Raw genomic sequence first — 20,436 nt, 5'->3', positions numbered from 1 at the left:
CCACCGCTCCCGCAGACCTTCGTACCCCAAGGAGTCGATCCACCATGGCGAGCGATGCGCCGACCGCCCACGTGTCCGATCTCGACTGGCTGATGAGCGGCCTCGTACAACGGGTGCCGCACACGTCGAGTGCCGTACTGCTCTCCTGCGACGGACTGGTGAAGTCCGTGCACGGCCTCGACGCGGACAGCGCCGACCACATGGCCGCCCTGGCCTCCGGTCTCTACTCGCTCGGCCGCAGCGCCGGCATCCGCTTCGGCGACGGCGGCGACGTCCGCCAGGTCGTCGTCGAACTCGACTCGACCCTGCTCTTCGTCTCCACCGCCGGGTCCGGCACCTGCCTCGCGGTGCTGGCCGGCCGCGAGGCCGACGCGGCGGTGCTCGGCTACGAGATGGCGATGCTGGTCAAGAGCGTCCGGCCGTATCTGATGACCGCTCCCCGGCAGCCCGCCGCAGAACCCCCGGTGATGAGGCCTTGAACGTGGCGACGGCCGGCGACGGCCCCTGGCTGGACGAGGCGGCCGGGCGGCTGGTGCGTCCCTTCACCGTCAGCGACGGCCGTACCCGCCCCACCGTCGAACTCGACCTGATGTCACAGGTGATGGCCACCGGGGCCACCCCTTTCGGCTACCTCGGCCCCGAGCACGCGCAGGCACTCGACCTGTGCCGCGCGCCCCTCCCGGTCGCCGAGGTCGCCGCCCATCTCAAGCTGCCGGTGGCCGTCACCAAGGTGCTGCTGGCGGACCTCGTCGACTGCGGGGGGCTCACCACCAAACCCCCCGTGTTCGACCACAACCCGACGGACCGGGCCCTTCTGGAGGCAGTGCTCGATGGACTACGACGACAGCTCTGACCGCGGCACCGGCACCGACCCGTTCCCCACCGCGCTCAAGATCCTCGTGGCGGGCGGGTTCGGTGTGGGCAAGACCACCTTCGTCGGCGCGGTCAGCGAGATCGCGCCGCTCAGCACGGAGGAACTGCTCACCACGGTCAGTGCCGCCACCGACCGGCTCGACGGAATCGAGAACAAGGTCGAGACGACCGTGGCGATGGACTTCGGACGTATCACCCTTGACCCGGAGCATGTGCTGTACCTGTTCGGCACACCGGGCCAGGAACGGTTCTGGTTCATGTGGGACGAGCTCTGCGAGGGCGCCCTCGGCGCGGTCGTCATCGCCGACACCCGGCGGCTGGAGGAGTGCTTCGCCGCCGTCGACTTCTTCGAGCAGCGCGGCCTCGGCTTCGTCATCGCCGTCAACGAGTTCGACGGAGCCTTCCGCTACGACCCCCAGGAGGTCCGCGCCGCCCTGGACCTGACCGACGAGATCCCCGTCGTCCGCTGCGACGCCCGGATCTCCAGCTCGGGCGTCCAGACCCTGCTGACCCTGGTACGCCACCTCATCGCCCACGCCCCGGCCCCCGCCACGGGGCAGGGCGCCCACATGTGATCCCCGCACACCGTCACGGAGCCCGTCCATGCGTTCTGCCCACACCCAGGGAGCCCGCCCATGAGCTACGACCCGCCCCGCCCGGCCGGTCGTCTGCTGCTCACCCCCGAGGACAAGGAGGCCCCGGCCCGCACCCGGCGACTGCACCGGCTGGGCCTGGGCGAACGCCCCGAGCCCACGCTCGACGCCTTCGCGTACGGCCTCTCCGAACTCACCGGGGCGGCGTACGCCATGGTCAACTTCCTGGGGGAGGACCGGCAGTTCTTCGCCGGTCTGCACGCCCCGGCGGTCGCGCCCGTCGTCCGCGGCGACGGCACCGGCGCCCTGCTGGGCCGGTCACTCCCCCGCGACCACGGCTTCTGCCCCCATGTGGTGGCCCGGCGCAAGGCACTGGTCCTGGGGGACGTGAGCGACTACCCGCGGTTCGCGGGCAACCCGGTCGTGGACGAGTTCGGGGTGCGCTCCTACCTGGGAGCCCCGCTCCTCGACAGCACCGGCACGGTGCTGGGCACCGTGTCGGTCTCCGACATCCAGCCGAGGGCCTGGGGACAGGCGGGGCTCACCGCCATCAAGGAGCAGGCCGCGGATCTCGTCGCACGGCTCGAACACCTCGAGCACCTCGAGCACCTCGCACACGGAGAGGCCGACGGGCTGTCGTGGTGAACCCACGGGCCCGGGGCCGAGCGCACGGCCCGGCGGTCCGGGTGGAGCCGATGGGGTGACGGCGTGAAGGAAAGCTGTGGCCACGCTTAAGAAATCCTCGATGGACCGGTGAGGGTGGCGTACGGCAGATTGCAGTACGCATCCACTCCGCTTCCCGGCCCGGGCCGCTCCGGCGTGCCCGGGAGCCGGGACTCACCCTCAGGAGCCGTGGCGTTGAAGGCGCTCGTCAAGGAGAAGGCCGAACCCGGGCTGTGGCTCGCGGACGTTCCGGAGCCGGCCGTCGGGCCCGGTGACGTGCTGATCAAGGTGCTGCGCACCGGTATCTGCGGCACCGACCTGCACATCCGGTCCTGGGACGGCTGGGCCCGGCAGACGATCAGCACTCCGCTGGTCCTCGGGCACGAATTCGTCGGCGAGGTCGTCGGGACGGGCCGGGACGTCGACGAGATCAAGACCGGTGACCGGGTCAGCGGCGAGGGCCACCTCGTGTGCGGCAAGTGCCGCAACTGCCTGGCCGGACGCCGGCACCTGTGCCGCGCCACCATCGGGCTCGGCGTCGGCCGCGACGGCGCGTTCGCCGAGTACGTCGCGCTGCCCGCGACCAACGTCTGGGCGCACCGCGTGCCCGTCGACCTCGACGTCGCCGCGATCTTCGACCCGTTCGGCAACGCCGTGCACACCGCCCTGTCCTTCCCGCTCGTCGGGGAGGACGTCCTGATCACCGGCGCCGGACCGATCGGCCTGATGGCCGCCGCCGTGGCCCGGCACGCCGGGGCCCGCCATGTCATGATCACCGACGTCAGCGAGGAGCGGCTGGAACTCGCCCGCAAGATCGGCGTGAGCCTGGCGCTGAACGTGGGGGAGTCGGCCATCGCCGACGGGCAGCGGATCCTCGGCCTGCGCGAGGGATTCGACGTCGGCCTGGAGATGTCCGGCCGTCCCGAGGCGATGCGGGACATGATCGCCAACATGACCCACGGCGGCCGGATCGCGATGCTGGGCCTGCCGGCCGAGGAGTTCCCGGTCGACTGGGCCCGGATCGTCACCTCGATGATCACCCTCAAGGGCATCTACGGCCGGGAGATGTTCGAGACCTGGTACGCCATGTCGGTGCTGCTGGAGGGCGGCCTCGACCTCGCCCCCGTGATCACCGGCCGGTACTCCCACCGCGACTTCGAGGCGGCGTTCGAGGACGCGGCGAGCGGCCGCGGCGGCAAGATCATCCTCGACTGGACGTCCTGACCCCGGCGCCCCCGCCCCGGCATCCCCCTCATCCGCGAGCACCTTCACCCACCAGGAGCCTTCCCATGTTCGACTCCGTGCGCGACGACCTCCGCACCACCCTCGACGAGATCCGCGCCGCCGGACTGCACAAGCCCGAGCGGGTGATCGGCACCCCGCAGTCCGCCACCGTGAACGTCACCGCGGGCGGCCGGCCCGGTGAGGTCCTCAACTTCTGCGCCAACAACTACCTCGGCCTCGCCGACCACCCCGAGGTGCTCGCCGCCGCCCACGCGGCCCTCGACCGCTGGGGCTACGGCATGGCCTCGGTGCGCTTCATCTGCGGTACGCAGGAGGTGCACAAGGAGCTGGAGGCCCGGCTGTCGGCGTTCCTCGGCCAGGAGGACACGATCCTCTACTCGTCCTGCTTCGACGCCAACGGCGGCGTGTTCGAGACGCTGCTCGGCCCGGAGGACGCGGTGATCTCCGACGCGCTCAACCACGCGTCGATCATCGACGGCATCCGGCTCTCCAAGGCCCGCCGCTTCCGTTACGCCAACCGTGACATGGCGGACCTGGAGCGCCAGTTGAAGGAGGCCACCGAGGGCGGGGCGCGGCGCAAGCTGGTCGTCACCGACGGCGTCTTCTCCATGGACGGCCATGTCGCGCCGCTGGACGAGATCTGTGACCTCGCCGACCGCCACGACGCCATGGTCATGGTCGACGACTCGCACGCCGTGGGCTTCGTCGGGTCCGGCGGACGCGGCACCCCCGAACTGCACGGCGTCATGGACCGCGTCGACATCCTCACCGGCACCCTCGGCAAGGCGCTCGGCGGCGCCTCCGGCGGCTATGTCGCCGCCCGCGCGGAGATCGTCGCCCTGCTGCGCCAGCGCTCCCGGCCGTACCTGTTCTCGAACACCCTCGCCCCGGTGATCGCGGCGGCCTCGCTGAAGGTGCTCGACCTGCTGGAGTCCGCGGACGACCTGAGGGTCCGGCTGGGTGAGAACACCGCCCTGTTCCGCCGCCGGATGACCGAGGAGGGCTTCGACATCCTCCCCGGCGACCACCCCATCGCCCCGGTGATGATCGGCGACGCGGCCCGCGCGGGACGCCTGGCGGAACTGCTGCTGGAACGCGGTGTGTACGTGATCGGCTTCTCCTACCCCGTGGTGCCCGAGGGACAGGCCCGGATCAGGGTCCAGCTGTCCGCGGCCCACTCCACCGAGGACGTGGACCGCGCGGTGGACGCCTTCGTGGCGGCGCGGGCGGAACTCGACGCCTGAGCGGAGCGCGCGGCGGCGGTGGAAGGGACCTGAGGGGACCTGAAGGTGCCTGAGGGAGCCTGAAGGATCTGAGAGAATCCGGTCTCATGATCGAGGCACGGCGGCTCCACATCCTGCGTGCGGTGGCCGAGCACCGCACGGTCACGGCGGCCGCCGCCGCGCTGTATCTGACCCCCTCGGCCGTGTCCCAGCAACTCGCCGCGTTGGAGCAGGAGACCGGCCACCGGCTGGTGGAGCGCAGCGCCAAGGGGGTACGGCTGACGCCGGCCGGCGAGATCCTGCTCGACCACACCCATGTGGTCTTCGCCCAGCTGGAGCGAGCCGCGGCCGAACTCGCCGCCTACAGTTCGGGCGCGGCCGGCACCCTCACCGTCGCCTCCTTCGCGACCGGGATCGCCCAGGTCGTCGTGCCCGCCCTGGTCCGCCTGGCCGCCACGGCGCCCGGTATCCGCATCCACGTCCAGGACGCCGAGGGCGACGCCAGCCTGCCGATGCTGCTGGACCGGCAGATCGACGTCGCCGTGGCCGTCGAGTACCGGGGAGCGCCGTCCGCCGACGACCCGCGGCTGACCCACGTACCGCTGTACGCGGAGCCCTTCGACGCGGTCGTCCCCCTCACCCACCGGCTGGCCGACCTGCCCGAGGTGCCGCTCGCCGAACTGGCCAAGGACCCGTGGATCGGCCCCTACCCCGGCAACCCCTGCCATGACGTGATCGTCCTGGCCTGCGAGAACGCCGGATTCCAGCCCCTTCTGGAGCACACTTCGGACGACTTCCGCGCGGTGGTGGCGCTGGCCTCGGCGGACGTGGGGGTCGCCCTGGTCCCGCGCTCGGCGCTGCGCGGCACGGACCTGACGGGCGTCGTCGTCCGCCCCGTCGACGGTGTGGCACCCACCCGCCGGGTCTTCGCCGCCGTGCGCCGGGGAGCCGAGGAGCACCCGCTGATCCGGCCCGTGCTGGACGCCCTGAGCGAGGCCGCCGCAGCACCGTAGGCGGCCGGTCCCCGCCCCGTGACCGGTTGTCAGTGGCAGTCGCTACGGTGCCTGACATGCCGGATGCCGAAGACGTACGACGGATCGCCCTGTCCCTGCCGGACACCACGGAGAAGATCGCCTGGAGCATGCCCACCTTCCGGGTCGCGGGGAAGATGTTCGCCACCCTGCCCGAGGACGAGACCTCCATCGCCGTGCGCTGCCCCAAGGAGGAGCGTGACGAGCTGGTCCTCGCCGAACCGGAGAAGTTCTGGATCGCGGACCACGAGGCGCAGTTCGCCTGGGTCAGGGCCCGCCTCACCGCCCTCGACGGCGAGGACGAACTGCGCGACATCCTCGCCGACTCCTGGCGGCAGGCGGCCCCGCCCCGGCTGCTCGAGGCGCATCCCGAGCTGGGGCTGCCGTCCATGGGCTGAACACCGAGGGGCGCCGCCGTTCGTTCAGCCCGCGACGAAGCCCGCGATCCGCCGCCGGAGCGAGGCGGCGTCGAGACCGTGCGCGGCGACGTGCTCCTCGAGCTGCCCGTACCGTCGCAGCTCCCGTCGTCCCACGCCCAGCCCCAGCACCCGGTGCGGCACGTCGGCCAGCGCGTCGTTGGCCGACGCCGTCGACGTGCCCGCCAGGTACGGCTCGACGAGGACCACATCTGTCCCGGCGGCCCCGGTGGCCCGCCGCAGCGCGGCCGCGTCGAACGGCCGGACGGTGGTGGCGTACAGGACGGTGACGTCGAGCCCCTCCGTGGCCGCGAGGACGTCGTCCAGGACGGGCCCCACGGCGACCACCACCGCGGAGCGGCCCTCGCGGACGGTGCGGAAGCGCTCACCGTCCACCGGCAGCGGACGCGCGTTGGACTGCAGGGACAGCCGCACGTACACCTTGTCGTCCCCGGCGGACACCGCGTGCCGCAGCAGCGTCTCGGCCTCGTCCGGATGCCCCGGCACATGCACGGTCCAGCCGTCCAGGGTGTCCAGCAACGCCACGTCACCGGGCGCCATGTGCGTGTAGCCGCCGGCCGGCCAGTCGAAGGACGCGGCGGCGCTCACCAGCACGGCCCCCGCACCCTGATGCCCGAGATCCAGCTTGACCTGCTCGAAGGGCCGCTCGACCAGGAAGCTGGCGAACGTGTGCACGACGGGCCGCAGGCCGGTGAGCGCCATCCCGGCGGCGGCCCCCACCAGGAGCTGCTCCCGGATGCCGACGTTGACGACCCGGTCCGGATGTCGGCGCAGTGCCTCGGTGAAGCCGTCCGCGCCGATCTCGGCGAGGACCACCGCGACCCGGGGGTCCTCGTCGAGCAGCCGGGTGACGACAGGGGCGAAACGGTCACGCATGGTGTCCATGGGATGCGGTCCTTTCCACAGGGCATGCCGAAAGAAGGGGAGGGTTCACGCCTGCTTCGGCTCGACCCGGGCCACGACGACGTGCGGTCGGCCCGGATGCGGCGCGGTGAACGCGGCGTACAGCGCCTCGTGGTCCCGGCCGTCGACGGTGAGCGCGGACCAGCCGGCCGCCTCGAAGCGCGCGACGATCCCGCCGGGCCGGGCGTGGCCGGCGGAGGAGTTGTCGACGACGACGGTGTGCAGCCGCTCCAGACCGGTGGGCCCCGCGAAGGCGATCGCCTCGTGGTTGCTGCCCTCGTCCAGTTCGGCGTCCCCGACCAGCGTCCACACCGCCGGTCCGTCGAGCCCCTGCGCGCGCAGCCCCAGCGCCGTCCCGACCGCGATCGGCAGCCCGTGCCCCAGTGAGCCGCTGCCGATCTCGGCCCCCGGCACCAGCAACCGGTCGGGGTGGTGGCCGAGCGGGGAGTCGTACGAACCGAAGCCCGGCAGCCACTCCACCGGAAGGAAGCCCTTGGCGGCCAGCACGGCGTAGTACGCCATCGGCCCGTGCCCCTTCGACAGCAGGAACCTGTCCCGGTCCTGGGCGTCCGTCCGTTCCGGCGAGACGCGCAGCACCCGGTCGTAGAGCACCCACAGCACGTCCAGCGTGGAGGTGGCGGCCGGTCCGTGCTTCTCGTCGCCGGTCATCAGGCCCATCAGCCCGGGCAGATCCGCGAACCCGTAGGCACGGGTGTGTTCCTCGATGATCGTCATACGGCGATCGTGCAACCTCAACCGAACTTCAGGTCAAGCTCCGCCGTGCAAACGGGTGCGCGATCACCGTCCCGAGTGCGGTATTGTTTCCGTGCACGTTGATCCGGGGGAATCCCCAGGTCAGACGGGCATCGGGACGTGGCGCAGCTTGGTAGCGCACTTGACTGGGGGTCAAGGGGTCGCAGGTTCAAATCCTGTCGTCCCGACCAGCTTGCAGCAGGTCGGAGGCCGCCTTCTCATGGATGAGGAGGCGGTTTTCTCGTCGTCCCCCGGTGTGGCGGTCGTACGATGTGTCCTCTGCCGGGATGCCGTCGCCCTCCGGGCGGAGAGCCGATGACGGAGGCCACCGACAGGGAGTCGCTCATGACCACGGCGCAGGACCTGATGCTCGTCGCCCTCGACACCCCCTCCACCCCTCCCGTGGCGCAGGGGGAGCTGTCACTCGCGCTCGCGGGAGCGGAGCTGATCGACCTCATGGAGGCCGAGGCCGTCACCCTGGACGAGCACCGGGTGGTACCCGAAATGCCGCCCGCCGGCAATGAGGGACTGCTGCGTGAGGCCGCGTCCTCACTCGTGCGGCAGACGCCCTACGAATCCGTCGAGGACTGGTTGTGGCGCCGGGGCCGTGGTCTGACCGCCGCCCATCTCGCCGCTCTGGAGTCGGAAGGGCTGGTCACCCGGCCGCACACCCGCCGGCTCTCCTTCCGGGCGGGTCCGCCGGTGCCGGCCGAGACGTCGGCCCGGAGCCGGGCGGCCGACCGCTGGGCGTCCCGCGAACCGGTGCTGGCCGGCCTCGCCGCCGCCGCGGGGATCGGGGAGAAGCCGGCCGAGGACCCGGCCACCGGGCTCACCGACGACCGGGTCGTCACCGTCCTGGCCGCCGTCCACGACGCCGTCATGGAACTGGGGGCCGTACGGCAGCGGCGAGGCATCGAGGACGCGGCCTTCGACAACGTCTGGCGGGCCGTCTGACGCGCTCCGTGGGCGGATTCGCCCGTGGATGTCCTTGATGTCGCGCTGTGTGCTGCTTAACGTTCGCCGGGTAAGCGCCGCCGCGGGGCCCGACCCCCGCGCCGCCGTCCCGGAAGCGAGGTGGGGAGCGCGTGCACGCGAGGTGCGGGGGCCGACCGTACTCGGGCCACCGCGACGGGGTGCGACGGCCCCGGCGACCCGGGCGGTCCCGAGGGGTGCGACGGCCGCGGACGCGGGTGCTGGTCGCGCTGACGCTGATGGCGTCCACGCTCGCCGCCTGCGGCGGTGAGCCGGAGGGCTCCGGCCGCACCACACTCAACTGGTACAACTTCCCCGACGACTCCGGCGCCCTGCAGAAGGCGGCCGACCGGTGCGGCCGGGCGTCGGGCGGCCGCTACCGGATCAGCTACAACAAGCTGCCGCGGGGCGCCGACGGCCAGCGCCAGCAACTGGTGCGCAGGCTCGCCGCCCAGGACGAATCCATCGACATCATGGGCCTCGACGTCACCTGGACCGCGGAGTTCGCCGAGGCCCGCTGGATCCGGGAGTGGACGGGCGAGGCGAAACGGCGGGCCACCGCGGGCACGCTGCGGGTCCCGCTGCGGACCGCCACCTGGAAGAACAGGCTGTACGCCGTCCCGTACAACACCAACACCCAGCTCCTGTGGTACCGCAAGGACCTGGTGCCCACCCCGCCGAGGACCTGGTCCGAGATGCTGGACATGTCCCGCGAGCTCGCCCGGCAGGGGAAACCGCACTACGTGGAGATCCAGGGCGCCCAGTACGAGGGCCTGACGGTCTGGTTCAACACGCTGGTCAACAGCGCGGGCGGCACCGTCCTCGACCCGAGCGCCACCGCGCCGTCCCTCGGCCCGCCGGCCGTCCGGGCCGCCGCCCTCATGCGCGACCTCGCCGACTCACCGGCCGCGGACCCCTCCCTGCCCAACCAGATGGAGGACCAGAACCGCCTGGCCATGGAGTCGGGGGTGGCGGCGTTCGAACTCAACTACCCGTTCGTCTATCCGTCGATGAAGGCGAACAACCCGCGGCTGTTCGAGGACTTCGGCTGGGCGCCCTACCCGCGCGTCGACCCCGACCGCCCCGCCCGGCCCACCATCGGCGGCATCGACCTCGCCGTCAGCGCCCACTCCCGCCACCCGGACCTCGCCTTCGAGGCGGCCCTGTGCCTGCGCAACCGGGAGAACCAGCTCACCGCCGCACTCGACGGCGGACTTCCGCCCACCCTGCGCGCCCTGTACGACGAGCCGGCGTTCGAGAAGCAGTACCCCTTCTCCAAGGAGGTGCTGGCCGCCCTGGAGTCGGCGAGCGTGCGGCCGGCCACCCCCGCCTACCAGAACGTGTCGATCGTCATCGCCCACACACTGTCCCCACCGTCCGCCATCAAGCCGGAGAGCTCGGTCGCCACCATCGGGGACCAGATCGACGACGCTCTGCGATCCGAGGGTGTGATCCCGTGAACCACCGCCTCCCGGACAAGAACGGGAAGGCACTCCCGGCCGGCGCCCGGCAGGAACGGCGCCTCGGCTGGCTGCTGTGCGCACCGGCCGTCATCGTCATGGCCGCCGTGACCGCCTACCCCGTCGGATACGCCGTTCACCTCTCCCTCCAGCGCTACGACCTGCGCTTCCCGGACCGGGCCGAGTTCGTGGGCCTGAGCAACTACGGGGCGGTGCTGTCCTCCCCGTTCTGGTGGGACGCCTTCTGGGTGACGCTGTTCATCACCGTCGTGTCCGTGGCCGTCGAACTCGTCCTCGGCATGGCACTCGCCCTGGTGATGCACCGCACGCTCTTCTGGCGCGGCACGGTGCGCACCGCGGTCCTCGTCCCGTACGGCATCGTCACCGTGGTCGCCGCCTTCTCCTGGCAGTACGCCTGGACCCCCGACCTCGGCTACCTGGCCGAACTGCTGCCCGGCGGAGAGGCCCCGCTCACCGAGCAGTGGCCCGCGCTCTGGCTGATCATCCTCGCCGAGGTGTGGAAGACCACCCCGTTCATGGCGCTGCTGCTGCTCGCCGGCCTCGCGCTGGTCCCCGAGGAGACCCTGAAGGCGGCCATGGTGGACGGCGCCACCGCCTGGCAGCGGTTCACCAGGGTCGTCCTGCCGCTGATGAAGCCGGCCATCCTCGTCGCGCTGCTCTTCCGCACCCTGGACGCCTTCCGGATCTTCGACAACATCTACGTCCTGACCTCGGGCGCCCACGGCACCGGCTCCCTGTCGATCCTGGGTTACGACAACCTGTTCACCGCGCTGAACCTGGGCATCGGTTCGGCGATCTCGGTCCTGATCTTCCTCTGCGTCGGGATCATCGCCTTCACCTTCGTCAAGCTGTTCGGCGCCGCCGCACCCGGCGCGGAGGTGAAGCGCTGATGGCCGCCGCGGGCAGGACGCACGCGACCCGCTGGGGCGTCGCCAACGTCGTCGTGGTGCTGTACGCCCTGTTCCCGGTGTGGTGGATCGCCGCACTGTCGTTCAAGGACCCCGCCACCCTCTCCGACGGCAGCTACATCCCCCGGGACTGGACCTGGGAGAACTACCGGGGCATCTTCGAGACCTCCCAGTTCACCCGGGCACTGGTCAACTCGATCGGCATCGCGCTGATCGCCACGGTGATCGCGGTGATCCTGGGCACCATGGCCGCCTACGCCGTGGCCCGGCTGCGGTTCCCCGGCAAGCGGCTGCTCATCGGGATGTCGCTGCTGATCGCCATGTTCCCGCCGATCTCCCTGGTGTCGCCGCTGTTCGAGATCGAGCGGGCCATCGGGATCTTCGACACCTGGATCGGGCTCATCATCCCGTACATGACCTTCTCGCTGCCGCTGGCGATCTACACCCTGTCGGCGTTCTTCCGGGAGATCCCGTGGGACCTGGAGAAGGCCGCAAAGGTGGACGGCGCCACGCCCGCGCAGGCGTTCCGGCTGGTCATCGTGCCGCTGGCCGCGCCGGGCGTGTTCACCACCGCCATCCTGGTGTTCATCTTCTGCTGGAACGACTTCCTGTTCGCGATCTCGCTGACCTCCACCGAGTCCGCGCGGACGGTGCCCGCCGCGATCGCGTTCTTCACCGGCAGCTCCCAGTTCCAGCAGCCCACCGGGTCGATCGCCGCCGCCGCCGTGGTGATCACCATCCCCATCATCGTCTTCGTCCTGTTCTTCCAGCGGCGGATCGTGGCCGGACTGACCTCCGGGGCGGTCAAGGGGTGACCGGACCGCACCCGGACCCGGCCGCCTGAAGACCCGTCACGAAGGCCTGTCACCAAGGCCTGCCACCAAGGCCTGTCACGAAGGCAAGGAGGCACCACCCATGGCCGAGATCGTCCTCGAGGGCGTCACCAAGCGTTTTCCCGACGGATCCGTCGCCGTGAAGGACGTGGACCTCGACATCGCCGACGGCGAGTTCGTGATCCTGGTCGGCCCGTCCGGGTGCGGCAAGTCCACCACCCTGAACATGATCGCCGGGCTGGAGGACATCACCGAGGGCACCCTGCGCATCGGCGGCCGGGTCGTCAACGACCTCGCTCCCAAGGAGCGGGACGTCGCCATGGTGTTCCAGAGCTACGCCCTGTACCCGCACATGAGCGTGCGCGAGAACATGGGCTTCCCGCTGCGCCTGGCGAAGATGGACAAGGCCACCATCGCCGGCAAGGTCGAGGAGGCCGCGCGGGTCCTCGACCTGGGCGAGTTCCTGGACCGCAAGCCCGCCAACCTCTCCGGCGGCCAGCGCCAGCGGGTGGCGATGGGGCGGGCCATCGTCCGCGACCCCGAGGCGTTCCTGATGGACGAGCCGCTGTCCAACCTGGACGCCAAGCTGCGGGTGCAGATGCGCACCCAGATCTCCCGGCTGCAACGCCGCCTGGGCACCACCACCGTCTACGTCACCCACGACCAGACCGAGGCGATGACCCTCGGCGACCGGGTCGTGGTCATGCGGCAGGGCCTGGTCCAGCAGATCGGCCCGCCCGCACACCTCTACGACCGGCCGCGCAACCTCTTCGTCGCGGGCTTCATCGGGTCCCCGGCGATGAACTTCGTCGGCGCCGTCCTGGAGGCGGGTGTGCTGCGCTCACCGCTGGGCGACCTGCCGCTCGACGACCGCACGCGTCAGGCGCTGGAACGGCGGAACGTGCCGCGCGACGTCATCGTCGGGCTGCGTCCCGAGGCCTTCGAGGACGCGTCCCTGGCCCGCGAGCCGGAGGGCCCCGTCCTCACGGTCACCGTGGACGTGCTGGAGTCGCTCGGTTCCGACGTGTACGTCCACTTCGGCGCCGAGGGCGGACCGGTGACCAGCACCGAACTGGAGGAACTCGCCACCGACTCCGGTCTGCGCGACACCGGCGCGGGGGCCGCGCAGCAGATCGTGGCCCGGCTGGACGCCGCCACCCGCGCCCGTGAGGGAGCGCCCGTGGAACTCCGGGTCGACATGGGCAAGGCACATGTCTTCGACCCCTCGACAGGGACGAACCTCACCCGCCCGGAGAACACGGACGCCCCCTGAGACTGCTCGCGTCGTTCCCGCCGGTCAGCTCACGCAGCCCGCATGGGCCAGCGCCTGCCTCAGCAGCACCCCGTGCCCGCCCGGCATCTCGCTCTGCACGGCCTCCGACAGGGCCTCCTGCGGGCTGAACCACACCAGGTCGAGGGCGTCCTGCCGGGGCCGGCAGTCACCCGTCACCGGCACGATGTAGGCGAGGGACACCGCGTGCTGACGCGGGTCGTGGTACGGCGTGACGCCGTGCGTGGGGAAGTACTCCGCCACCGTGAACGGCTGGAGCGACGCCGGGATCCGGGGCAGCGCCACCGGGCCGAGGTCCTTCTCCAGGTGGCGCAGCAGCGCGTCGCGGATCCGCTCGTGGTGTAGCACCCGGCCGGAGACCAGCGTCCGGCTGACCGTGCCGTCGGGTCCGATGCGCAACAGCAGGCCGACGCTGGTGACTTCGCCGCTGTCGTCGACACGGACGGGGACGGACTCGACGTACAGGATCGGCATGCGGGCACGTGTCATCTCCAGTTCGTCGGAGGACAGCCAACCCGGCGTGGTTTCGGTCGTGTCAGACATCGCTTGATCATACTTTCAACGGTTCGGGCTTGCGGGGTGCCGGCCGCTCCGCGGCGGTGTGTCCTCCTCGAGGGGCTCGGCCGGATCGGATGATCGACGCTCGCGTCCGGACGGTCGCGTCGGGGTTGCACGGAGCCAGGGTTGCACGGCGTCAGGGCTTCACGGCCACCGCGCCGTACTGCGGTACGACGACCGCGGCGTCCGCCTCGGCACGCCACCGCGAGCAGGGCACCAGACCGGGCTCGACCAGGTTCAGCCCCTGGAAGAACGCGGCGATGTCCTCGGCGCTGCGGGCGGTGATCGGGGGAGTGGCGTTCTCGTTCCAGAACGCCATCGCGGGGATCTGGTCCTCGCCGCCCACCTCGGCGTCGGAGGTGGGGTGGGTGAGCACGAGGAAACTGCCGGAGGGGACGGCCGCCATGACCCGTCGTACGACCTCACGGGCCTCGCCGGTGTCGAGGACGAAGTTGAGGACGCCCAGCATCATCACCGCGACCGGACGGTCGAAGTCGAGTGTGGCGGCGGCCCGTTCGAGGACGGCGTCCGGGTCGCGCACGTCGGCGTCGAGGTAGGCGGTCGTGCCGTCGGGGCCGCCGGTGAGCAGGCTCCGGGCGTGGGCCGACACGGCCGGGTCGTTGTCGACGTAGACGACCCGGGAGTCCGGAGCGATCCGCTGCGCGATCTGGTGGGTGTTGTCCGCGGTCGGCAGTCCGGCGCCCACGTCGAGGAACTGCCGCACCCCGCGCTCACCGGTCAGATACGTGACGGCCCGGCCCAGGAACTCCCGGTCCGCGCGGGCGATGTCCCGGACGACCGGGATGATCGAGGCGACGCGGTCACCGACCCGCCGGTCGACCTCGTAGGCGTCCTCGCCGCCGACCCAGTGGTTCCACACGCGCGCGTTGTGCGCGACAGAGGTGTCCGGCCGCGCCGGGACCCCCGGCGGGGTGCGGCTCTCGCCCACGTCTCTCGCCCTCCCTCGCTCCTCCGGCCGGATCCGGCCGTCGCGGTCATTGTGCCGCGCGATGATCACCCTGTCCCGGGAACGGGAGAGCGGGACGGGGGAAGCGGGAGCGAGAGAGGGCGGGGAAGTGGGCGCCGGGGCGCCGGGACGGGGCGCCGGATGCGTCCGTCAGGAACCGAAGGGGGTGTTCTCCGCCTCGAACATCCAGCGCAGTTTCTCCAGTTCGGCGGTGACGGAGATCAGCAGGTCCTGGGTGACCGGGTCCGCCTTCTCGGTGGCGTCGACGCGCTCGCGCAGCCGTACGACCGCGGTCCCCAGCGCCTCCGTCATGACCCGCACGGCGTCCTCGTCCCGCAGCCAGCCCTCTTCGGGGACGGGCAGCGAGAAGACCTTGGCGACGGTCTCCGGACGGCCGTCCGGCGGCACGCCGAGCGTCGCGGAGCGCTCCGCGACCGTGTCGGCGCCGGTGCGCGCGGCCGAGACCACCTCGTCCAGCTGGAGGTGGACCGAACGGAACCGCGGACCCACGACGTTCCAGTGCGCCTGCTTGCCGATCAGGGAGAGGCCGAGGAGGTCCACCAGGGTGCTCTGGAGTGCCTCGCAGGCGATCCGGCGGTCCTCGTCGGGCAGCGTGCTCCGCACAACGGTCATGGGGTGGGGACTCCCTTCACGTTTTCCTCTTTCTCGTCCGACCGCGCGGGTGCCCCGGACGCTCCGGTGCAAACACGGCGACCCCCGCGGCAGGACCATCAGGCGAGACGCTGCTGACCGCGATCATCGGGGGACATAGCATCGGTCCCCGCAATGAACACGATGACGCTCTGGGACCTCAACGGCTGGCAGTTCGCCGCCCTCGCCTTCGCAGCCCTGCTCGTGGGCTTCTCCAAGACCGCGGTGAGCGGGGCCAACACGGTCAGCCTCGCCGTCTTCGCGGCGGTGCTGCCCGCCCGCGCCTCCACCGGCGTACTGCTGCCCATCCTGATCGCCGGGGACGTGCTCGCCGTCCTCACCTACCGGCGGCACGCCCACTGGCCCACGCTGTGGCGGCTGTTCCCGGCGGTCGCCGCGGGCGTCGTGGCCGGCACCGTCTTCCTGATGTGGGCGGACGACGAGATCGTACGGACGTCGATCGGGGCGATCCTGCTGCTGATGTCCGGGGTGACGGTGTGGCGGCGACGCACCGCGGAGAGGGCGGCGCAGGGGGACGGCGCCGGGAACGAACCCGACGCGGTCACCTCCCGGACCGGCAGGCTCAAGGCGCGTTCGTACGGCGTCCTCGGCGGTTTCACCACCATGGTCGCCAACGCGGGCGGACCGGTGATGTCCCTGTACCTGCTCTCCGCGGGCTTCCGGAAGCTGGGCTTCCTGGGGACGTCGGCCTTCTTCTTCCTGATCGTCAACACGTCCAAGGTGCCGTTCAGCGTGGGCCTCGGACTGATCGACGCGGAGTCGCTGCTGCTCGACGCGGCACTGGTCCTGTTCGTCGTGCCCGGCGCGTTCCTCGGTAAATGGGCCGTGAGCCGGATCGACCAGGTGCTCTTCGAGCGGCTGGTGATCGCGGCGACGGTGGTGGGCGGCCTGCAACTGCTGCTGCACTGAGCCGGGTGCCGGAGCCGGGGCCGGGTGCCGGGTGCCGGTGGGTGCCAGGTGCCGGTGGGTGCCGGTGTGGGCGTCGGACCTACCGTGAGCCGAGAAAGGGCTCCCTGCCCTCCGTCTGCGGGAGATCCTGGTGCCGGAACCGGCTGGGGGCCGCCGTGCGCCCGACCGTCGCCGCCAGTTTGCGCAGCCGCCGCCAGTCCAAGCGCGGGGGCGGCGGCGCCACGCCGGGCCGCTTGCGGGGGACGCGGACCCGGAGCACGCCCGGTGCGATACGGCAGCGGACGGGCGCCGGCAGCACCAGCGCCTCCCCGTCGACCCCGGCCTCTATCTCCGCGCGGTCCCCCTCGATGACCACCTCGGAGGCGGTCAGGATGGTGAGCCCGCTCGGCGCGGGGTCCAGCAGCAGCGCGGCGGCGTGCACCGCGCCCTCCACCTTGACGCCGAGGACACCCAGTACGCCCGAGTCGAGCCGATCCCGTCGCCCCAGGCCGAAGGGATCGTCGGTGCGGTAGGGGTTGTTGCTGACCAGCACCGCCTGCGGGGCGTCGAGCGTCGTGTCGCCGATGCGGGCGACCAGCCGGGGACCCTGCTGCCCGGTGAGCAGGTCGGGCAGCAGCTCCAGACTGGTGCCGATCTTGTCGTCCCGGTAGGCCGGGCTCTGCACGATCGAGGCGTACGCGCCGAAGGACGCGTTGTTCACGAAGGGCTGGTCCCCGGCGAAACCGAGATCGACGCGCAGCTCCACCCCGTCGGTGAGCGCGTCCAGGCAGGAGGCCGGATCACCGCGGTCCAGGCCCAGGTCCAGGGCGAAGTGGTTGCGGGTCCCGGCGCTGATGACCAGGAACGGGATGCCGTGCTCGGCGGCCACGGCCGCGACCAGCGCCTGCGTGCCGTCGCCGCCGGCGGCGCCCAGCAGATCGGCGCCGTCCGCGACGGCCTCCCGGGCCAGAGCGGCCACGTCGTTCTGCACCTCCGGATCGAGCAGGACGACCCGGGCCCCCAGGCGTTCCGCCTTCTCCCGCAGGCGGAACCGGCCCACCTTTCCGCCGCCCGACCGGGGGTTCATGATGAGCACCGGCCGCCGGGGCGGCGGTGTCCGCAACTCCCCCGGCCGGTCCCGCAGCCGCTCGCTCCCCGTCCCCCGCAGCGCGTACCGGCCGCTCCACACGGCCAGCCCCCACAGGGCCAGCGACAGCGGCAGCACCCAGAACAGGGTGACGGCGAACAGCGTGACGACGGCCGCGGGCACACACAGCGCCACCACCCCGGCCACCCAGCGCAGCGGACCCCGCAGGGTCAGCGTCCACCACAGGGCCGCGATGCTCACGACGAGGCCCACCGCACCGCAGAGCAGCAGCACCAGCCCCCGCAGGCCTCCGTAGAGGAGCGGGAACAGCACCGCGAGCACGGCCGCGGCCAGCGCCACCCGTGCGGACCACCGCTGGACCCGGTAGGCCCGCCTGCTCAAGTCCACGGCCATGACTCCTCCAGTCGCCGGCGTCATCGTAGGACGTACGGGGGCACGGGCGTCGCCGACATTCGCGTCCTGGTCACGGCGCACGTCCGACATCCGCCGGACCGCCCCTCCGGCGCCTCTCCGACGCCCCCTTCCGGGCCCGCCCCCGCTCCCTCCGGAGCCGGCCTCGTACGCTCGGCGTCATGTCCGCACACGTCCTGGTCCTCGGCGGCACCACCGAGGCACGCGAACTCGCCGCCGAGCTGACCGTCCGCCCCGGGGTGCGGGTGACCACCTCGCTCGCCGGACGGGTGGCACGGCCCTCAGCGGTCGCGGGCGGGATGCGCGTCGGCGGCTTCGGCGGGGCGAGAGGGCTCGCCGACTGGCTCCGCGAGCAGGACGTGACGGCCCTGGTCGACGCCACGCACCCGTTCGCCGAGCGGATCACGGCGAACGCGGCACGGGCCGCGACCGCGACCGGCGTGCCCCTGATCGTCCTGCGCCGCCCCGGCTGGCAGCCCGGACCGGACGACCGCTGGCACCCGGTCCCCTCCCTGGACGCCGCCGCCGAACTGCTGCCCCGGCTCGGACGGAGGGCCTTCCTCACCACCGGCCGCCTGGGCCTCGCCGCCTTCGCCCGGCTGACCCGGCTCCACTTCACGGTCCGGTCGGTGGAACCCCCCGAACCGCCCATGCCGCCGCACATCTGCGTCCTGCTGGACCGCGGACCGTTCACCGTGGCCGACGAGAGGGCCCTGCTGCGGGAGCACCGCATCGACGTACTGGTGACCAAGGACAGCGGAGGAACGGCGACGTCCGCCAAACTCACGGCGGCCCGCGAACTCGGCCTGCCCGTCGTGGTCGTACGCCGCCCACCACTGCCGCAGGGCGTCAGCCCGGTGCCCGACGTGCCGAGCGCCCTGGAACGCCTGGGACCGTTCTGACGCGGCGGATCCCGGGCAGCTCAGCTGCCTTCGGGGTTCCGCCGCAACAGATACGTGTCCATGATCCAGCCCTTGCGCTCGCGGGCCTCGGCACGCAGCCGCTCGATCCGGGGAGCGGCCTCGGCGAGCGGCCCGGAGACGAGGATCTCGTCCGGGGTCCCTATGTAGGCGCCCCAGTAGATGTGGATGTCCTGGTCGGCCCGGTCGACGTACTGCCGGAAGGTCTGGTGGGCGTCCAGCATCACGACGACGTCGTCCACCCCCTCGGGGAAGCCCTCCGCGAGCCGCCGGCCCGTGGTGATCTGGACCGGCCGGGCGACCCTGTTGAGCCCCGTACGGTGCCGGGCGACGAGCGCCGAGACACTGCTGATCCCCGGCACCACGTCGTACTCGAAGGCGACCACGCCCCGCGCCAGCACCTCCTCGAGGATGCCCAGCGTGCTGTCGTACAGCGACGGGTCCCCCCACACCAGGAACGCGCCCACCTCGCCCTCGCCGAGCTCCTCGTCGATCAGCCGCTCGTAGATGTCCGCGCGGGCGCTGCGCCAGTCACCGACGGCAGGGGAGTAGTCCGCGCCGCCGGCCCTCCGGTCCCGCTCCGGGTCGCGCGCCTCGACGACGCGGTACGTCCGCTCCGGCAGGTGTGCGTCGAGCATGTCCCGGCGGAGCCCGGTCAGGTCCGCCTTCACCTCGCCCTTGTCGAGGATGAAGAACACGTCCGTCCCGCGCAGTGCCTTGACCGCCTGCAGGGTCAACTGGTCGGGATCGCCCGCGCCGATACCGATGACATGGATTTTTCGCACGCCCCGAGTCTGCCGCACGCCACCGACACCCCGCGCACCGCGTCCGGAACTATCCTCGCCGGGACGTGCCCCGCAGCCGTGGCGCCCGCGCCCCCGCGTCCACGGGAACGCCGTCCCCCCGCTCCACCTCCGCCGCCAGCTCCCGGGCCCAGGCGACGACAGCGTCGAGGTCGATCCCGTGCGGACGCGCGGACCCGGCACCCGCGGCCCACTCCTCCGCCGCGCCCGCCCCGCGCCGCAGCAGCCGGACCCCACCGGTGAGGTTCCCGCGCGCCGCGTGGGTGAGCCCCACGGCGAGCTGGGCCAGCCCCCGCCACAGCTCCCGCTCCTCCTCGGGCCCCGACTTCCAGGCGTCCTCGAACACCTCGTGCGCGTGGAACGGCATCCCCTCGTCCAGCAGCCGCTGCGCCTCGTCGACGCTGGCCTCCGGCGGCCGGACGACCCCCTCGGGCTGCCGGGGCACCCCCTCCGCGCCGTACGGCAGCGGCCGCCCCAGCCCGTCCCGCGGCCGGGCGTTGCGCGCCCGCCCCTCACCGTCCCGGTCCCGCGTGACGGTCGTCCGGTCCGGGGAGGTCCTGTCCGTGCTGTCCATACGCCGATTGTCCCCTCTCCGACCTCGCTTCGGCGCGGGGCGCGGTGTGCGGTAAAGTGCTGTCTGCGTGATCACGCGCTTCACCGCACGTGAGCGCACCGGGACGTGGCGCAGCTTGGTAGCGCACTTGACTGGGGGTCAAGGGGTCGCAGGTTCAAATCCTGTCGTCCCGACGGTGCAGGACGGGCGTCGAGCCCAGGTCAGGGCCTTTCTCCACTTCGGTGGGGAGGGGCCCTTGATCGTTTCGAGGGCAGTCGTCACACGCTTCCGCGCAGGCATTGCTCATCGAGACCGGTTGAACGGTTCGGCAGATGCCGTTCGAGGCCCTG

General features: G+C 72.0%; 23 protein-coding genes and 2 tRNA genes. 17 read left to right on the top strand and 8 right to left on the bottom strand.

The window, feature by feature from the left end:
* The first annotated feature begins 44 nt into the window (after window positions 1-44).
* From ACWEQO_RS18970 to ACWEQO_RS18935, 8 genes are all read left to right on the top strand, one after another.
* Entirely contained in the window at window positions 45-479 is a 435-nt protein-coding gene (locus ACWEQO_RS18970; RefSeq protein WP_279332329.1) for a roadblock/LC7 domain-containing protein, read from the top strand.
* 2 nt (window positions 480-481) lie between these two features.
* Window positions 482-853, top strand: a complete 372-nt coding sequence (locus ACWEQO_RS18965) for a DUF742 domain-containing protein (RefSeq protein WP_361454476.1) — start codon at window positions 482-484, stop codon at window positions 851-853.
* Window positions 831-1,448 carry a GTP-binding protein gene (locus ACWEQO_RS18960; RefSeq protein ID WP_361454418.1) on the top strand — a complete coding sequence of 206 codons (618 nt, stop codon included), beginning with the start codon at window positions 831-833 and terminating at the stop codon, window positions 1,446-1,448. The genes ACWEQO_RS18965 and ACWEQO_RS18960 overlap by 23 nt, the downstream gene beginning before the upstream one ends.
* 60 nt (window positions 1,449-1,508) lie before the next feature.
* Entirely contained in the window at window positions 1,509-2,111 is a 603-nt protein-coding gene (locus ACWEQO_RS18955; RefSeq protein WP_452984391.1) for a GAF domain-containing protein, read from the top strand.
* A 213-nt stretch (window positions 2,112-2,324) separates the two neighbouring features.
* Window positions 2,325-3,353, top strand: coding sequence for an L-threonine 3-dehydrogenase (tdh, locus tag ACWEQO_RS18950; protein WP_452984409.1), 1,029 nt, complete (start codon window positions 2,325-2,327; stop codon window positions 3,351-3,353).
* A 65-nt stretch (window positions 3,354-3,418) separates the two neighbouring features.
* Window positions 3,419-4,618 carry a glycine C-acetyltransferase gene (locus tag ACWEQO_RS18945; protein ID WP_361454412.1) on the top strand — a complete coding sequence of 400 codons (1,200 nt, stop codon included), beginning with the start codon at window positions 3,419-3,421 and terminating at the stop codon, window positions 4,616-4,618.
* Between the two features lie 86 nt (window positions 4,619-4,704).
* The gene (locus tag ACWEQO_RS18940) at window positions 4,705-5,610 is read left to right on the top strand and encodes a LysR family transcriptional regulator (RefSeq protein ID WP_361454409.1); all 906 of its coding nucleotides are present in this window, start codon (window positions 4,705-4,707) and stop codon (window positions 5,608-5,610) included.
* A 56-nt stretch (window positions 5,611-5,666) separates the two neighbouring features.
* Complete coding sequence (locus ACWEQO_RS18935) at window positions 5,667-6,026, top strand: MmcQ/YjbR family DNA-binding protein (RefSeq protein WP_452984388.1); 360 nt, start codon at window positions 5,667-5,669, stop codon at window positions 6,024-6,026.
* 24 nt (window positions 6,027-6,050) lie between these two features.
* On the opposite strand, the gene ACWEQO_RS18930 is transcribed toward ACWEQO_RS18935, so the two are convergent.
* Both ACWEQO_RS18930 and ACWEQO_RS18925 read right to left on the bottom strand, forming a co-directional pair.
* On the bottom strand, window positions 6,051-6,950 hold the full coding sequence (locus tag ACWEQO_RS18930) for a transketolase family protein (protein ID WP_452984386.1): 900 nt from the start codon (window positions 6,948-6,950) through the stop codon (window positions 6,051-6,053).
* A gap of 45 nt (window positions 6,951-6,995) precedes the next feature.
* Window positions 6,996-7,703 (bottom strand): transketolase, encoded by a 708-nt coding sequence (locus ACWEQO_RS18925; protein WP_361454402.1) that lies wholly within the window; start codon window positions 7,701-7,703, stop codon window positions 6,996-6,998.
* Between the two features lie 132 nt (window positions 7,704-7,835).
* Between ACWEQO_RS18925 and ACWEQO_RS18920 the strand changes: the two genes are divergently transcribed.
* The 6 genes from ACWEQO_RS18920 (at window position 7,836) to ACWEQO_RS18895 (ending at window position 13,188) form a co-directional block, all read left to right on the top strand.
* Window positions 7,836-7,912, top strand: a tRNA-Pro gene (locus ACWEQO_RS18920).
* A 154-nt stretch (window positions 7,913-8,066) separates the two neighbouring features.
* Window positions 8,067-8,675, top strand: coding sequence for a GOLPH3/VPS74 family protein (locus tag ACWEQO_RS18915; RefSeq protein ID WP_452984384.1), 609 nt, complete (start codon window positions 8,067-8,069; stop codon window positions 8,673-8,675).
* A 215-nt stretch (window positions 8,676-8,890) separates the two neighbouring features.
* A complete protein-coding gene (locus tag ACWEQO_RS18910; protein ID WP_452984382.1) occupies window positions 8,891-10,153 on the top strand; it encodes an ABC transporter substrate-binding protein in 1,263 nt (420 codons plus the stop codon).
* Window positions 10,150-11,064, top strand: coding sequence for a carbohydrate ABC transporter permease (locus tag ACWEQO_RS18905; protein ID WP_452984380.1), 915 nt, complete (start codon window positions 10,150-10,152; stop codon window positions 11,062-11,064). The genes ACWEQO_RS18910 and ACWEQO_RS18905 overlap by 4 nt, the downstream gene beginning before the upstream one ends.
* The gene (locus ACWEQO_RS18900; RefSeq protein WP_452984378.1) at window positions 11,064-11,897 is read left to right on the top strand and encodes a carbohydrate ABC transporter permease; all 834 of its coding nucleotides are present in this window, start codon (window positions 11,064-11,066) and stop codon (window positions 11,895-11,897) included. Before ACWEQO_RS18905 ends, ACWEQO_RS18900 begins: the two co-directional genes overlap by 1 nt.
* Window positions 11,898-11,997: 100 nt before the next feature.
* Complete coding sequence (locus ACWEQO_RS18895; protein WP_452984376.1) at window positions 11,998-13,188, top strand: ABC transporter ATP-binding protein; 1,191 nt, start codon at window positions 11,998-12,000, stop codon at window positions 13,186-13,188.
* 24 nt (window positions 13,189-13,212) lie between these two features.
* Here the strand turns inward: ACWEQO_RS18895 and ACWEQO_RS18890 are convergent, their stop codons facing one another.
* From ACWEQO_RS18890 to ACWEQO_RS18880, 3 genes are all read right to left on the bottom strand, one after another.
* A complete protein-coding gene (locus ACWEQO_RS18890) occupies window positions 13,213-13,749 on the bottom strand; it encodes an NUDIX hydrolase family protein (protein ID WP_361454384.1) in 537 nt (178 codons plus the stop codon).
* Window positions 13,750-13,900: 151 nt separating this feature from the next.
* Window positions 13,901-14,713 (bottom strand): SAM-dependent methyltransferase, encoded by an 813-nt coding sequence (locus ACWEQO_RS18885; RefSeq protein ID WP_452984374.1) that lies wholly within the window; start codon window positions 14,711-14,713, stop codon window positions 13,901-13,903.
* A 168-nt stretch (window positions 14,714-14,881) separates the two neighbouring features.
* Window positions 14,882-15,364, bottom strand: coding sequence for a Dps family protein (locus tag ACWEQO_RS18880; protein ID WP_361454378.1), 483 nt, complete (start codon window positions 15,362-15,364; stop codon window positions 14,882-14,884).
* A 153-nt stretch (window positions 15,365-15,517) separates the two neighbouring features.
* Here ACWEQO_RS18880 and ACWEQO_RS18875 point away from each other — a divergent pair, with 153 nt between their 5' ends.
* Entirely contained in the window at window positions 15,518-16,312 is a 795-nt protein-coding gene (locus ACWEQO_RS18875) for a sulfite exporter TauE/SafE family protein (protein ID WP_452984371.1), read from the top strand.
* A 79-nt stretch (window positions 16,313-16,391) separates the two neighbouring features.
* On the opposite strand, the gene ACWEQO_RS18870 is transcribed toward ACWEQO_RS18875, so the two are convergent.
* Complete coding sequence (locus ACWEQO_RS18870) at window positions 16,392-17,792, bottom strand: diacylglycerol/lipid kinase family protein (protein ID WP_452984369.1); 1,401 nt, start codon at window positions 17,790-17,792, stop codon at window positions 16,392-16,394.
* Between the two features lie 179 nt (window positions 17,793-17,971).
* Between ACWEQO_RS18870 and ACWEQO_RS18865 the strand changes: the two genes are divergently transcribed.
* On the top strand, window positions 17,972-18,712 hold the full coding sequence (locus tag ACWEQO_RS18865) for a cobalt-precorrin-6A reductase (protein WP_452984367.1): 741 nt from the start codon (window positions 17,972-17,974) through the stop codon (window positions 18,710-18,712).
* A gap of 20 nt (window positions 18,713-18,732) precedes the next feature.
* Here the strand turns inward: ACWEQO_RS18865 and cobF are convergent, their stop codons facing one another.
* Both cobF and ACWEQO_RS18855 read right to left on the bottom strand, forming a co-directional pair.
* Complete coding sequence (gene cobF / locus ACWEQO_RS18860) at window positions 18,733-19,515, bottom strand: precorrin-6A synthase (deacetylating) (RefSeq protein WP_452984365.1); 783 nt, start codon at window positions 19,513-19,515, stop codon at window positions 18,733-18,735.
* 49 nt (window positions 19,516-19,564) lie between these two features.
* Entirely contained in the window at window positions 19,565-20,107 is a 543-nt protein-coding gene (locus ACWEQO_RS18855; protein ID WP_452984363.1) for a DUF309 domain-containing protein, read from the bottom strand.
* Between the two features lie 99 nt (window positions 20,108-20,206).
* Between ACWEQO_RS18855 and ACWEQO_RS18850 the strand changes: the two genes are divergently transcribed.
* Window positions 20,207-20,280 (top strand) — tRNA-Pro (locus tag ACWEQO_RS18850).
* Window positions 20,281-20,436 lie beyond the last annotated feature (156 nt).

The sequence above is a fragment of the Streptomyces sp. NPDC004051 genome, from assembly GCF_053604275.1.
The sequence above is the reverse complement of the archived record's forward strand: the minus strand, read 5'-3'. Positions and strand labels throughout refer to the sequence as shown.